Here is a 15375-nt window from a genome sequence, read left to right on the forward strand (position 1 = left end):
TCGAGCTTAAACAATACCCGAACCGTTGCCGCCACTGTTAGGACGCTCAACGCCCGCTTGCGCTCGGTAACCTGATTTACGGTAAACCGCGATTGGGTCTATCGCTCCACCTTTGCGTAAACGCGCCATCGCTAAAATAGGCGATACATCTGTCGTAAACGCATGCTTCAATGTATTGCTACACATCAAGGCATCGTTTTCAGTTTGGTAACCTGTTAATTTCTCACGGTCTACTATCAAAGCCGATACGTATGAACGTTGTACGCTCGCCGCTGAATTAACTAAACTTTCTATTGGGTCTGTCACATTGTGTGATTGGTCCAACATGTAGTTCGGGCCAAAACCTTCTTGGTTACGGTATTCTGCATCCACTAATTCATTAAAAATTAAGAACTGTTGATACGGGTGTAAACTACCGCTGTCTAAATCATCATCGCCATATTTAGAGTCATTGAAGTGGAAACCACCTAATTTCTTAAATTGTATTAAACGCGACACTATCATTTCAATGTTCACGTTTGGCGCGTGATGGCCTAAATCAACTAATGATTTAGCTTGTGGACCTAATTCCATCGCCGCTAAGATGTTGCTGCCCCAATCTTGAATAATCGTTGAGTAGAACGCCGGCTCAAACATTTTATGTTCGATATGCAGTTCCCAATCACTCGGTAAACCCGCATAGATTTTTTTCATGCTTTCTAAGTAACGCTCAAACGCGCCTTGGAAATGCTGTTGTCCCGGATGATTTGAACCATCGCCAACCCAAACCGTTAACGTTTTTGAATCCAATGCTTTACCGTATTCAATACAATCTAAGTTGTGTTGTATCGCTAAATCACGTGAAGCTTGGCTGGTGTTACTTAAACTACCGTATTTAAAGCTATGCTCTTGACCCGGTTGGTCTTGGAATGTATTCGAGTTAATCGAATCCCATTTTAGGTTTAAGTTATCTGACGTTTGCTTAAGTTCGCTAAAGTCATCCACTTTATCCCACGGAAAATGCGGTGATACGCGCTCGGTACATTGCGATAAATCATTAATAACCGCGCTGTCTTCTAGTTTTTCCCAAATATTGCGTGGCTCGCCTTCACCTGGAAAACGGGCAAAACGTGTGCCGCCGGTGCCAGTGCCCCATGACGGTACCGCAATTTGAAACGTTTCCGCTTTGGCCGTGATGTCGTCAATATTGATGTTTTCACGCGCTAATTTTGCACCTAAAGCCGCGTAATCTTCTTTTAAGAAGCCTTCTAATTTTGCATTTTCTTCTGCAATTAGGCCTTTATCTATACGTTGAGTCATTTTTATGTTTCCTAATATCGGTTGTCTTGTTTACCCAAGTCAGGCTCTGCTCGCTTTTTAGCGTGCCGTGAACATCACTCGGGTAAAAACGGCTTAGCGTAAAAACGCTTCGTGTAAACCACCGTCTACACTAATGATTTGGCCTGTCGTTTTGCTTAACTGACCTGAAACCATTAAGTAAGCCGCTTCCGCTTGGTCGGCCGGGGTTATCGGTTGTTTGGTTAATGTACGTTGAGCATAGAACATCGCTAACTTATCGCGTAATTCATCATCTGAATCATCCGCAGTAAATTCAACGTTGTACTTAGTTAATGACGCTATCACACGGTCACGTGGGAACATGGTGCTGCCTTTAACAACGGTCGCGGGTGCTAAACCATTCACGTTCACTAACGGTGACAATTCAACCGCTAATTCACGCACTAAGTGGTTAGCGGCCGCTTTACTGGTGTCATAAGCCAATGAACCTTTCTTAGAAACCGCCGCATTAACACTCGTTGTTAACACTAACGCACCCGGTAAGTTTTGCGCTTGCCATATCTTGTTAGCTTCGGTGCCAACGATATAACCGCCTTTAACATTAACCGCAAAGCTCACATCAAATTGCTGGTCGTCACTCATACCCGATTGACCCGGCGCAAGGAAAACACCCGCCGTGACAATCACTTTATCAATACCACCATAAGCTAAGGTCACTTGCTCAAACATTTTTTGCACGCTATCACGCTCGGTAATATTTACCGCTTGCGCAATCGCTGGACCACAACCCGAAATACCCGTACCGGCAACACCGATACCTTGACCATAAATGGCCGTTAATTCATCTGCCGTTGCTTGTGCCGCTTCAAAACGTAAATCAGCACAAACCACATGTGCGCCTTCTTTGGCAACACGGAATGCGGTTTCTTTACCGATACCATCACCTGCACCGACAACCACAACCACGTCACGCGCTAATGGCGCTTCTTTTGGCATACGCTGTAATTTAGCTTCTTCAAGCGCCCAATATTCAATATCAAACGCTTCTTGCTGTGGTAACGCCGTGTATTCGCTAATCGCTTCTGCACCACGCATCACTTCTATCGCACAGTTATAAAATTCAGTGGTTACACGTGATTCTGATTTGTTTTTACCCCAACCAATAATACCCACACCTGGGATTAAGATAACCGTTGGGCTTGGGTCACGCATAGCCGGTGAATCATCACGCTTACAGTTGTTGTAATATTCAGCATATTCAACACGATATTGCTCGATACCCGCATTAAGCTTTTCAACTAAGGTGTCAAAGCTGTCGTTTTTCGGGTCGAAATCAATGTAAAGCGGTTGGATTTTAGTGCGTAAGAAATGGTCAGGACATGACGTGCCTAACTTCGCTAAACGCGGTGCATCAACGCTGTTAACAAAACGTAATGCATTTTCATCTGATTGCACCGTACCAATAAATTTAACTTTATTTGATAAAATACCACGGGCTACCGGTAAAAATTTAGCTAATAATTCAGTACGCGCGTCTTCTGGTAAACTTTCAACTTTTGCACCACCAAAGGTCATATCGCCTTTGTCGTGCTCTTCAATATAGCGAGCTGCCGTTTCAATCACCCATAACGAGGTTTCGTAACAACTTTTACTTTCTGATTCCCAGTTGGTATGGCCGTGCTGACCTAATAAAATACCAATACTGTCTGGCTTCGCTGCATAGGCGTCTTCACACACCTTAGCCGCTTCCCAACCCGGACGCATCCACGGTACGTAAGCCATCTTGCCGCCCCAAACCACTTCGGTTAAGGCTTCTTGGTCTTTACATGACGCGATTGCAATAACCGCATTAGGGTGTAAATGGTCAACGTGCTTTTCAGCAATCATTGAATGTAATGGGGTATCAATTGACGAAGCACGTGGGTTTAAGCAAAAGTTACAGTGCTTATACATGCCAATCATCGCATCTTCGCCTGCTTGCTTATAACCTTTGTCATCACGCGCTTGGTAAGTCGCATCTAAGGCGTTTAATTTACCTTGATATAATGATGAGAAATTCTCGACTTTTGATGTGCGTAAATCACCGCCAGAGCCTTTTACCCATAATACTTCAACGTCTTCACCCGTTAATGGGTCCTTCTCGATAAGCTTGGCTGACGTGTTACCGCCGCCCGTATTCGTAATGCGTTGGTCTGCACCTAAAACATTAGAACGATAAACTAAACTTTCGATTGGCGATAACGTATCCGCAACAGCATCATCCCAGTTGTAATCAACATGGCGAAATTCATTTTTTTTGATCGGCATTAGTCCGGTCTCCACTTTGAAAAAATATGATTTACGATTCGTGTGTTATTAACCAATAATACCCACAAACAACACACAGTCAAGCTATTGCAATCATTTTCAATCAATTATTTAACAAAAGTACATTTAAGGAATAACATTATTAAAAAACGTAAAAACCAGTTATAACGGGGCTTGCAGTCTAATTGAACAACAGACAGCTAAAAAGAAATAAAAATGATGTTAACAAGAGGTTTAAAACATTCATGCTCATTAATATTGACTTAGCAGTCATTAATGAGCATGAACAGGGAGTTCACAATTAAGTGATAATTAAATTTAGTCAGCAAATTGTCTAACTAAATTGCTTAATGTTTCTTTAGCATCACCAAAAATCATGCGGCAATTTTGTTTAAAGAACAACGGATTATCAACCCCAGCAAAACCTGAAGACATACCCCGTTTTAAAACAAATACATTTTTGGCTAAATCAGCATTAATGACAGGCATACCGTAAATAGGGCTACCTTTTAATTCACGTGCAGCGGGGTTAACAACATCATTTGCACCAATAACAATCGCGACATCATAAGCTTCTATTCGAGGATTAACTTCATCCATCTCAAATAACTGCTCATACGACACATCGGCTTCGGCCAATAATACATTCATGTGACCCGGCATACGACCGGCGACAGGATGAATAGCATAACCGACTTCAGCGCCATTATTTTCTAATAACTCTTGTAGCTCTTTCATCACGTGTTGCGCTTGTGCAACCGCCATACCGTAACCTGGTATTACTAATACATTTTGTGCCGCTTCTAATACATAGTATGCATCTTCAGCTGATAACGGTTTGATCTCGCCTTCAATTTTAATGTCGTTTGTGACAACAGGCTGAAAACCTGATGTTAAAACATTAACTAATGAACGATTCATCGCTTTACACATAATGTTAGTTAAAATGATACCGCTCGCCCCGACTAAAGCACCAGCCACGATTAGTAGGTTGTTGCTTAATGCAAAACCCGCAGCACAAGCCGCTAAACCTGAATAACTGTTTAGCAACGAGATCACCACTGGCATATCAGCACCGCCAATTGGAAGTACAATTAATACCCCCATCACGATAGCTAAACCCAGTGCAATATAAGGAATGGTACTGTCGGTCGGGTTATTAACTAACGAAACACCACATAATACAATCGCGATCACCACGGCAATATTAGTAACAACCTGCCCTTTAAATACGATGGGACGCCCAATGATACGTTCACTTAATTTTGCCCAAGCAATAACACTACCCGAGAACGTGATTGCACCAATTAATAAAGCGATAAAGCTAACAATAATAACGAAAGTCGATAACGTTTGATCACTTGCGATCGTTGCATAAGCAACCGCTAAGCTAGCTAAACCCCCGATACCATTAAACAAAGAAACTAATTCTGGCATCGATGTCATTTCAACTTTTTTCGCGGCATAAAGCCCAATGAGTGAACCAACAACAATACTGGCAATGATGAGTTCAAACGAAATAATCTCTTTGCTGAACAGTGTAATAACCACAGCAATTAACATCGCGACTGACGATAACAGGTTACCTTTACGCGCGGTTGCAGGATGACCTAATAATTTCAAACCAAATATAAATAAGGTGGCAGCCAGCACATAAACAAAATTTATCAAAACTGAATAATCAAACATATTAACCCCTAGCGACTTTTAAACATGGCTAACATACGGTCGGTCACCATATATCCACCTACAACGTTGATTGTTGCTAATAAAACAGAAGCAGCGCCTAACCAAGTCGCTAATTCAGTTTGTTCACCACCGGCTAACGCTAAAGCACCAATCACCGTAATACCTGAGATAGCATTAGCACCTGACATTAATGGGGTATGAAGCGTTGCGGGTACTTTTCGAATTAATTCAAAACCAACAAATACAGAAAGAACAAGAATAAATAAAAGGTAACTCGCTATCATGATACAGCTTCCAATTCAGTTTCGGCTTCGGCTTGTTTATGAGCCGCTTTAGTATGGCTTGTTGCGCCTACATTTGGATAAAGTGCACGGATCGTTTCATTTGATATAACGCCCGCATGCGTAATAACCGCTCGTTCTTGAATATCATCTTCAAGATTAATCTCAAAGTGTTTGGCTTCTTTTTGCCAAAACTCACTAATTAAATTAAACACATTGTTGGCATACATTTGTGATGCATTTAAAGCGACTTCGCCAGCCCAATTACCGGTACCAATTAGTTTGACACCATTAAACTGTGTTATTTCACCTGCAATTGTACCTTCAACATTGCCACCACTTTCGGCAGCCATATCAACAATCACCGAGCCAGGTTTCATTAATTCAACGGTTTCACGATTAATTAAACGGGGTGGTTTACGACCAAATAATTGCGCCGTTGTGATCACAATATCCGATTCAGTAATGCATTTTGCTTGCGCATCTTGTTGAATTTTAACTTGCTCAGGTGTCAAAGCTTGTGCATAACCCTGCTCAGTTTGTCCTGTATTACCTAAATCAATTTCTAAAAATTTTGCGCCTAACGACTTAACTTGATCAGCAACTTCAGTTCGGGTATCAAACGCAGTAACAGCCGCACCTAAACGTTTAGCCGTTGCGATGGCTTGTAAACCAGCGACACCCGCACCAATAACAAATACTTTAGCCGGTTTGATCGTACCAGCGGCAGTCATCATCATCGGAAAAATAGTCGGCAATTCATTCATCGCTTTAGCAACCATAACGTAACCAGCCAAACTCGCTTGTGAACTCAACGCATCCATTTTTTGACAACGCGTTGACCTTGGGATCATCTCCATGCTGAAAGCCGTCACTTCGTTTTCACACAAGGCGGTAACATAAGGTTGATCGTTAAAGGGGTCTAAAAAGCTAATGACGCTTTTACCTTTAACAAGCGACAAATCCGACTGAGGTAACTTACCAATAGTGACAACGATATTGGCTGATTGAAGTAATTCTTTTCGATCAGAAATAACTTTTGCACCGGCTTCGATATATGCAGCATCACTGGTATTAATAAAAGCACCAAGTCCAGCTTCGACGCAAACTTCGACACCCATCAAGCGATATGCCTTCACATTACTAGGCAAAAGCGCACAACGCTTTTCACCCACAATCCCTTCTTTGGGAAACGCTATAAACATAATGATTCCTATACGGTTGGTTGATAAAAACAAGGCAACCTGGGTGCCTCATTGTCAATTTACATTTACAAAAATGAATACTTTGTAAATGCCACTAAACGGTTAGCACCTCATCGTGCAACCCTTTGTCATAAATAATTAGGTGCGTCTAAACAACTTGATTTATAAATTGCTAATTCGTATTAAAAACAAGCAAGTTATTTGAGCAGCGCGCAATCATACATACAAAGACTACAAATGACAACATAAGACTTATTATGACCATTAAAGATTACGAAATAATGATATTAGAGAAAGGCGATTATTTATTAACCATAAAAAGGAGCGAATCTTGTCGGTTGAATTGTTAAATGGTTGAAAGTTAGATCGAACCGACATTCCGCAGCATTTTTAGGAATAAATTTTTTGATAGATGCTGCCCATGCAATTAATGATAATACGGTTCCTCTCTTCGATCTTGACGACTGAGGTTTTTAAATGGCTTCATCGCGGTAGTTGACTCTGTGAGCATGCGCTTGTCTAGCGTATGTTGCTCTCGCATTTTCGCTTGTTCACTACCGATGAGTAACCAACGTTGCTTCACTTGACCATAATTAGATTCAAGCCAAGCGCCACTATCACCATTCTCAAACACGTTAAAATCGAGGGGGGATTACATACATCAAGTTAACGTAAATACACTCTTAGTCTTTTGTGAGCAAAATTCAGTGCCCGTCCGGTAAACCACACCTATGACAAATAATCACCTTTTTTGAGGTGACTGCTTATTGGTCAGCGGGAGACGTACAGCTGACACACCGCACCATTTTTCACATCTAAGTGCACGACAACAATCCAAATCATCGGTGTATTTATATCAGAATATTATTTTTATTCGTTGTTAAATCAATGCATTAACTCTTTTGTCATGGGTGGGGGTATCAATAATCGTGATTTCGGCCTCTTCTTACTAATATTAATTTTTTTGAAAAATGCAAACCATTTTAGGAGTAGAGCAATCCATGCGATGTTTGTTAACACGCCCCATAACTCTGAGGCAATGCTTTTCTATACAGGGCTTAAATAAGTTCAATAGATACATCAATAGAATATGTGCGCAGGCTATTTTATGGACTAGCCTTTCGGTATTAACACTTACCAGTTGTGATAACAGTCATGAGCAAAATTCAGCTAGTGCGGCAACGGAACACAATAACATAACGGCTACACTACACACACCTAAAAGCCCTATGCCAGAATCGTTCTACCACGCGCCTTCATCAGCGCTAAAAGCGAACTTTAAAACCCCACCTGAAGCGGTAAAACCTTGGGTCTATTGGTATTGGGTTAGTGACAATATTTCTAAAGTTGGCATTGGAAAAGACTTAGCTGCGATGCAAAAAGCGGGTATTAACACGGCACTTATTGGCATTATTCATCTCAAAGGTAAACAAGGTGATGTCAAAGCCTTAACCGAACCTTGGTGGGATCATGTACGTTTTGCAATTAATAAAGCTGCAGACTACAACATCGATATCGGTTTATTTAACTCTCCAGGTTGGAGTCAATCAGGCGGTCCTTGGGTCGACTTAGATAAATCAATGCGTTATTTAGACTCGAACGAACATCAGGTCGCAGGCCCTAAACAACTCAATATGGTATTAAATGCACCAGAAGCCAAAGGTCTTAAAAGTTATAGTGCGGATTTTTATCAAGACGTTCGCATTTTGGCTTTTAAAACCCCTGTTTATGAAAAAGACAAACTGACCCCGGCCAATAGCCAAATAAGCATTACCAACCCGGTCACTAATCTTGTATTAAAAGACCAAGCGGTTAATGCCTTGTTTGATGGCGATCGTAATAGCGTTTATACCGTGCCGCAAGAAGTGCTCGAATATCAACGCAGAGGTTCTCGCAGTAAAGGCCAGTTGCAAATAGATCTGGTGCATCCAACGTCATTCCAAGCCCGTAGTTTAGAAATCTATCCGTATAAAACGTTGCAAACAACCGTGACGTTATCGGCTAAAAATAAAGCCGGTGAATTTGAAGCGATTAAAACCTTCCAAATGCAACGTCCGCGTAATATGGCGGCGATTGGCCCTGACCATGACGCGCCAATTGTTGTGACTTTTCCTGCGGTTGATGCCAAGCACTTCCGTATTACTTTTAATGGTTTTAATCGTTGGCGTAATGACAAACCAACTGATCCGGTTGGATTTAAAGACATCGTATTATCCAAAGCTTATAAGCTTGAACGTTATGTAGAGAAAAAATTGGCAAAAGTATTCCCTAATCCCATGCCAAAATTTGACTCGTATCAATGGCCAATGCCAACAACCACTGACGATCCGCAGTTATTAGTTAATGCTGATGAAGTGATAGACATCACTAAACATGTCAAAAATGGCCAGCTGAATTGGCAAGTTCCAGCGGGCGATTGGACTATTGTCCGTTATTTTATGCGTCCAACAGGCACTGAGAATGGCCCTTCAGCTGGCTTGGCTCGCGGACCAGAAATTGATAAACAAAGTAAAAAAATTGCCCAATATCATTTCGATGCATACATTGGCAAATTTTTATCCTCAATGCCCGCTGAAGATCGCACCGCATTAAAATATGCCGTCATCGATAGTTATGAAAAAGGCGCGCAAAACTGGACCGATGGTTTTGCTGAGAAATTTGAACAACGTTATGGTTACGATCCCATTCCGTACATGCCCGTTTATAGTGGTCGCGTCGTCAACAGTGTAGAAAAAAGCGAGCGTTTTTTATGGGACGTACGACGTTTAGTCGCCGACAATGTCGCCTACGAATATACCGCTGGTTTACGTGAACGCGCCAATGCTAACGGTTTAAAACTATGGTTAGAAAATTATGGCCACTGGGGTTTTCCGGCTGAGTTTCTGCAATATGGTGGTCAAGCCGATATCGTCAGTGGTGAATTCTGGGCAACGGGTAACTTAGGGGCGATTGAGCTAAAAGCAGCTTCATCAGCTGCGCATATTTATGGCCAAAAAACCGTGATGTCTGAGTCATTCACCTCTGGTCGCAGCAACAGCTTCCAAAGCCACCCGTGGGACTTTAAAAAGCGCGGTGATTGGTCATTTGTTGAAGGGGTCAATCACACTTTATTACATGTGTACATTCACCAAGCTTACGATAACCGTTTCCCGGGCGTTAATGCGTGGTTTGGTTCAGAGTTTAATCGCAACAATACATGGTTCGATTATATGGGTAGTTGGTTAGACTACATCAAACGCGCCAACTACATGATGCAACAAGGCAAATATGTTGCTGATATCATGTATTTTATTGGTGAAGATGCGCCAAAAATGACGGGTGAAATGAACCCAGCCTTGCCTGCCGGCTACTCCTATGACTTTATCAATGCTGAAGTCATTTTAGAGCGTTTAAGCTTTAAGGATGGTTATTACCAACTTCCAGATGGCATGCGTTTTAAACTATTAGTATTACCAAATTTGGAAACGATGCGTCCTGCGGTATTGGCAAAAATCGCCAAATTGGTTCAACAAGGTGGCACAGTGTATGGTCCTAAACCTTTGCAGTCACCGAGTTTAGAAAATTTCCCAACAAGCGATCAGCAAGTGCAACAATTGGCACAACAACTATGGCAGAACATAGATGGTAAGCAGGTTACTCAAGCTCGTTATGGCCAAGGCTCGATGCATTATCAGCACACACCAGAGGGACAAACATTTGATTTAGCCGTGTTATTAAACCAAATAAACACACCTGCAGATTTAAGTGGTTTACCGGCTGAAGTGATTTGGGGTCATCGCAGTAGCACGACCCATGATATTTATTTTATCGCCAATCAGTCTGAGCAAAAACTTAATATTAATCCAAGCTTCCGCATGACGGCACAGCAAAACCCGCAACCGCAGTATTTTAATGCGGTCACCGGTGAGATTTCTGCCATTGCACAGTTTAAAAACGTCGATGGTCGCATTGAGATCCCAATGCAATTAAATGATTTCGAATCACGTTTTATTGTTTTTGAAAAACAGCCATCAGCGCAAGCCATGCAAACCGCTAATATTCATACGATTGAGCGCAACGGCCAAACCGTGTGGGTACCAGCGAAATTTGACCAACAAGGCAAGCGCGTTATCAATTTTGATAAAAATGGTGCGTATCAGCTGACCAATCACGATGGCAGCACACAAACTGCAGAAGTTAATGATTTACCCGCGGCGATGACGTTACATCAACCTTGGCAACTCACTTTGCAAGATAATCGTGATGTGCCAACCAGCTTAACCTTAGATAAGTTAACCTCGTTAACTGAGCTGAAACCGACCGCGTTGCAACATTATTCGGGTAGCATTAAGTACCAAACTACCTTCACTATTGACTCCGCATGGTTGCGTGACGATCAGCAATTGCAACTAGATTTAGGTGAAGTTGGGGTGATTGCACGTGTGACCGTGAATGGCCAAGACTTAGGTGAGTTATGGAGCAGACCACTAACGGTCAACATCAAAGACGCGGTAAAAGCTGGCAACAATACCTTAACCGTTGAAGTAGCAACGACTTGGTTAAACCGTATTATTGGTGATTTAAAATATCCGGAGCAATTCCCAGAAAGCAACAAAGCTAAAAGCTTCAATACCGACATTACCTTTGAGGGAACCGTCAAGAAAAATGCCGCACTACAGCGTTCGGGGTTAATCGGGCCGGTGCAACTTAAAGCGATTCGTCAGGTGAAGCTATAACCACCTAAAATAAGCAGGATAACCACTATTTGGGCGCAAGTGACGCTGTTGGTTATCCTGTTTTTCACCATAAAAAACAAGTGAAACCATTAACATCTACTTTTTCAGGAAAATAATCCTAATGCATTACCTCAATAAAACAGCAACCACAGCGATATTGCTCTTAAGTTGCGCTCTCATTAATGCTTGCTCTACCACGTTATCGCCAGACAGTGCTAAAACGCTCGATGATAAAATTAACAGCCAAGCTTACCCGTTTCAAACGTTGTATCAGCAACAAGGCGAAGATCAGCCATGGTCACAATTATTGCAAACGGATGACTTAAAACCATTAGCCACGCCAACGAGCCATGGGTCGTTAGGGGCAAACGTTGATATAAATAATCAACTGATTGAAACCGGCGCGTATGCTCATAACCCTATTGATGCGGTGAAAAGGGGTATGCGCTTGCATACCTTAGGCAATGCGGCATTAGACAGCGCTGACTTCCCGAAATGGTCTCGCTGGTACCAAGAAGACGGTAACACCCAAATATTTCGGTTATTTAAAGGCGAGGTCAACACCTCCAATAAACGCAAAAATGCCGCTCGGGTAGAAACTTTTATCCCTACTCAACGCTGGTTACCGCAGCAGGATGTAGTGCGAGAATTTGGCGCGCGTTTTACCGTATTAAAGTCGGGCGGTTGTGTCGCCCCGCACTATTGTTCAATTTTCCAAGCCAAAGGCAATAACGTCGACCATTGGTCGGTGATGTTACGAGTCGATAGTGATGGTGCATTATGGTTTTATCCTCGCGAAGATTTATCGAAACGACGATTAATTGCCGCGAATGCTATCGGCCGCCCCTTTGACATGAAAGTTATAGACGATGGTTTAGATTACGAAATGTTTATCGATGGTCAATCGGTAGGTACTGGACAATGGCTCCGAACAAAAGCAATAGGTTTTCGCTGGGGTATTTATGTCGGCCGATCAGAGGTACCAGACGATATCATCGTTTTAGTGACCGGCGCGACGATGAAATAGGGACAAAATGATGAACGCTTTGACTGGCATGATAAAAAAGATTTTTACCCAAAAAATAAGCAGTAAAGTTAAGCCGTTATGGCTATTAGGCCTAATGTGTTTAATAAGCGCCTGCTCGTTTACTAACTCCAACACCAATAATACTGCACCTGTAGCCTTAAAAGTCGGCGAAGGTTTTGTTAACCCTGTTGGTTATTATGAAAAACAACCGCGTTTTTCTTGGCAAATCGCGCCAGATGCGCCTTATCAATTCCAACAGGCTTATCAAATTCAGGCCGCTTCGAGTGCAACTAACATTGCCGCTGCAGATTTATGGGATAGTCAAAAACAAGTTTCAAACCAAAACGCTTGGATTAAATATCAAGGCACGCCATTGTCTTCACGGCAACAAGTATATTGGCGAGTACGTATTTGGGATGAACAAGACAAAGTGTCAGCGTGGAGTGAAATAGGCTCGATAGAATTAGGTTTATTGTCCAATGTGGATTGGCAAGGTCAGTGGATCCGTCATCCAGAAACGGGTGAAACCTTCGACTTTGACTTTTACCACAAGAAGAAAGACATCACCATCAAAGCTAAAAATAACGTTTATCGCCCACAATATTTAAGACGCTCTTTTACTACCCCAAACAATACTGCGTTAGAAACCACAGCAGTTAAACCAAGCATCAAACAAGCTCGTTTATACATTACTTCAAAAGGTATTTTTAACGCTTACGTTAATGGCCAGAAAGTATCGCAAGATGTGATGACCCCAGGCTGGACCCCCTATAAGCAGCGTATAGAAACCTTAACTTATGATGTGACTGCATTGATCCGCTCAGGCGAAAACGTGCTCGCCGCCACTGTCGCTGAGGGCTGGCATACCGGGCGTTATTTAAAGTTAAGACCACTAAAAGTTAAACCTTCAGCCTTGTTAGCACAGCTTGAAATTAGCTATAGCGATGGCACAACACAACAGGTAACAACAGATAAAAACTGGCAAGTGACCTTGAATGGCCCGATTCGTGTTGCTGGTAATTATGATGGCGAAACGTATGATGAAAATTATGAAATGCCGGGTTGGAATACCGTTAACTTTACCCCGAACAACTGGAATTCGGTGATCACCGAAGCACTTGAGCCTCAAGTAGCGTTAGCGCCGAAACGTCATCAAACATCAGCCGTAAAATTAACTATACCAGCAGTTAATATTGTTGATGTTGCTAATCCAAAACCGGGTGTTGTGGTATTTGATATGGGGCAAAATATGTTAGGTGTGCCTGAGTTAGCTGTACCCGGCATCGCTAATCAAAAAATGACGTTTCGTTTTGCGGAAGCCTTACATAAAAACACCTTTTATACCAAAAACTTACGTACCGCCAAAGCCACTGATTATTATACCCCTGCTAAATCAGGCACCATCAACTATGTACCTACGTTTACTTTTCATGGTTATCGATATGTTGAAGTCTCCGGGTTTGATCAATCTCAAACGCCAGACTTAAGTTGGGTTAAAGGTCGTGTATTACATTCTAACTTTGATGTAAATGCGAACTTTAAAAGCTCTCATGCCAAGTTAAACAAACTCGCTGAAAATGTAGTTTGGGGCTTACGAGGTAACTTTTTAGATATTCCAACCGATTGCCCGCAGCGTGATGAACGTTTAGGTTGGACTGGTGATGCTCAAGTTTTTGCCGCGCCGTCAATGTACATGGCTGATGTTTATGGCTTTTGGGCAGCATGGTTACAATCGGTTCGTGAAGAACAAAACACCGATGGCGGTGTGCCTAACTTTGTACCAACCAAAGGACATGGTTTTGGCAAACTAGCCTCTGCTGGTTGGGGTGATGTTGCCGTGATCATTCCTTGGGAGCTTTATTTATTAAACGGCGATAAACAATTTTTACAAGACAACTATGACATGATCAAACGTTGGCTTGATTTTCACAAATCTAAGTCAGAGCAATACACGTCAAGCCTGCGTGGCTTTAAAGATTGGTTGCAACCTCATGCTAAAAAAGGTCAAACACCACAGAACCTTATCTCGACTGCCTACTATGCACGATCATTAGATTATGCTGCAAAAATCGCCAAGGTACTCGGTTATGATAATGACGCTTCAGCCTATACCCAGACATTAAATAAAGTAAAACAGGCCTTTCGCAATAAGTTTTACGATGAAAATACCAAGGTAAAAAGTGCGTCAACTCAAACCAGTTACCTGTTACCACTCGCTTTTGATTTATTTGAAGGTCAAGACCTGATCAATGCGCAGCAACATTTAATTGATACCATTGAAGCCACCGATAAACATTTAGGTACGGGTTTTCTTGGTACGCCTTTATTGGCGCCGGTATTACAAAAGATTGGCCGCAGCGATCTCATGTTTGATGTATTGTTCAAAGAAACCTACCCCTCATGGTTCTATTCTATTAACAATGGCGCGACCACCACTTGGGAACGCTGGAATTCATACTCACTTGAAGACGGTTTTAGTCAAGAATCAATGAACTCACTCAACCATTATGCTTATGGCGCAGTCGCTAAATGGTTCTATGAAGGCATTTTAGGAATTAATGCCGCAAGTGCTGGCTTTAAAAACATTAACATCGCACCGCAATTTAATCATCGGTTAAAAAATGCATCGGGCAGTTACAAAACACCTCAAGGTGAAGTGAAAGTGAGCTGGAGAATTACAGACGGAACACTTGATATGAACGTCACGATCCCTAAAAACAGCCGTGCCAATTTTATATTGCCACAAGTATCGCAGTTAACTATGAACGGTGTAGAAGTGCCATCAGATGAAGTGTTGAGAAAGCAGACGATGACGAAACAAGCACCAGGTGTTTATCATCTTAGCGGTACGGTTAACGGAATATTGTAAGTAA

Annotated in this window: 8 protein-coding genes and 1 pseudogene; 3 read left to right on the top strand and 6 right to left on the bottom strand. The window is 42.2% G+C overall.

All coding sequences use genetic code 11. From position 1 onward, the window contains the following. Positions 1 to 6: 6 nt before the first annotated feature. From rhaI to DPX34_RS17525, 6 genes and pseudogenes are all read right to left on the bottom strand, one after another. Positions 7 to 1299: an L-rhamnose catabolism isomerase gene (rhaI, locus tag DPX34_RS17500; RefSeq protein WP_111979574.1), complete on the bottom strand. Its 1293-nt coding sequence runs from the start codon at positions 1297 to 1299 to the stop codon at positions 7 to 9. A gap of 93 nt (positions 1300 to 1392) precedes the next feature. Then, a complete protein-coding gene (locus DPX34_RS17505; protein WP_111979575.1) occupies positions 1393 to 3585 on the bottom strand; it encodes a bifunctional rhamnulose-1-phosphate aldolase/short-chain dehydrogenase in 2193 nt (730 codons plus the stop codon). Positions 3586 to 3903: 318 nt separating this feature from the next. Beyond that, positions 3904 to 5274 (bottom strand): NAD(P)(+) transhydrogenase (Re/Si-specific) subunit beta, encoded by a 1371-nt coding sequence (locus DPX34_RS17510; protein WP_111979744.1) that lies wholly within the window; start codon positions 5272 to 5274, stop codon positions 3904 to 3906. 8 nt (positions 5275 to 5282) lie between these two features. After that, positions 5283 to 5558 carry an NAD(P) transhydrogenase subunit alpha part 2 gene (locus tag DPX34_RS17515; RefSeq protein WP_111979745.1) on the bottom strand — a complete coding sequence of 92 codons (276 nt, stop codon included), beginning with the start codon at positions 5556 to 5558 and terminating at the stop codon, positions 5283 to 5285. Further along, on the bottom strand, positions 5555 to 6763 hold the full coding sequence (locus DPX34_RS17520) for an NAD(P) transhydrogenase subunit alpha (RefSeq protein WP_111979768.1): 1209 nt from the start codon (positions 6761 to 6763) through the stop codon (positions 5555 to 5557). Before DPX34_RS17520 ends, DPX34_RS17515 begins: the two co-directional genes overlap by 4 nt. Before the next feature lie 454 nt (positions 6764 to 7217). After that, positions 7218 to 7400: pseudogene (locus DPX34_RS17525) on the bottom strand (IS1634 family transposase); the annotation flags it as partial. A 589-nt stretch (positions 7401 to 7989) separates the two neighbouring features. On the opposite strand from DPX34_RS17525, the gene DPX34_RS17530 reads away from it, so the two are divergent. The 3 genes from DPX34_RS17530 to DPX34_RS17540 all read left to right on the top strand — a co-directional run bounded on the left by DPX34_RS17530 (position 7990) and on the right by DPX34_RS17540 (position 15371). Continuing rightward, the gene (locus DPX34_RS17530) at positions 7990 to 11475 is read left to right on the top strand and encodes a glycosyl hydrolase (RefSeq protein ID WP_232824783.1); all 3486 of its coding nucleotides are present in this window, start codon (positions 7990 to 7992) and stop codon (positions 11473 to 11475) included. A gap of 121 nt (positions 11476 to 11596) precedes the next feature. Further along, positions 11597 to 12502 (top strand): hypothetical protein, encoded by a 906-nt coding sequence (locus DPX34_RS17535; RefSeq protein WP_111979748.1) that lies wholly within the window; start codon positions 11597 to 11599, stop codon positions 12500 to 12502. Between the two features lie 7 nt (positions 12503 to 12509). Beyond that, entirely contained in the window at positions 12510 to 15371 is a 2862-nt protein-coding gene (locus tag DPX34_RS17540) for an alpha-L-rhamnosidase (RefSeq protein ID WP_232824784.1), read from the top strand. Positions 15372 to 15375: the final 4 nt, after the last annotated feature.

The sequence above is a fragment of the Algibacillus agarilyticus genome, from assembly GCF_003286125.1.
Taxonomy (GTDB): domain Bacteria; phylum Pseudomonadota; class Gammaproteobacteria; order Enterobacterales; family Alteromonadaceae; genus Algibacillus; species Algibacillus agarilyticus.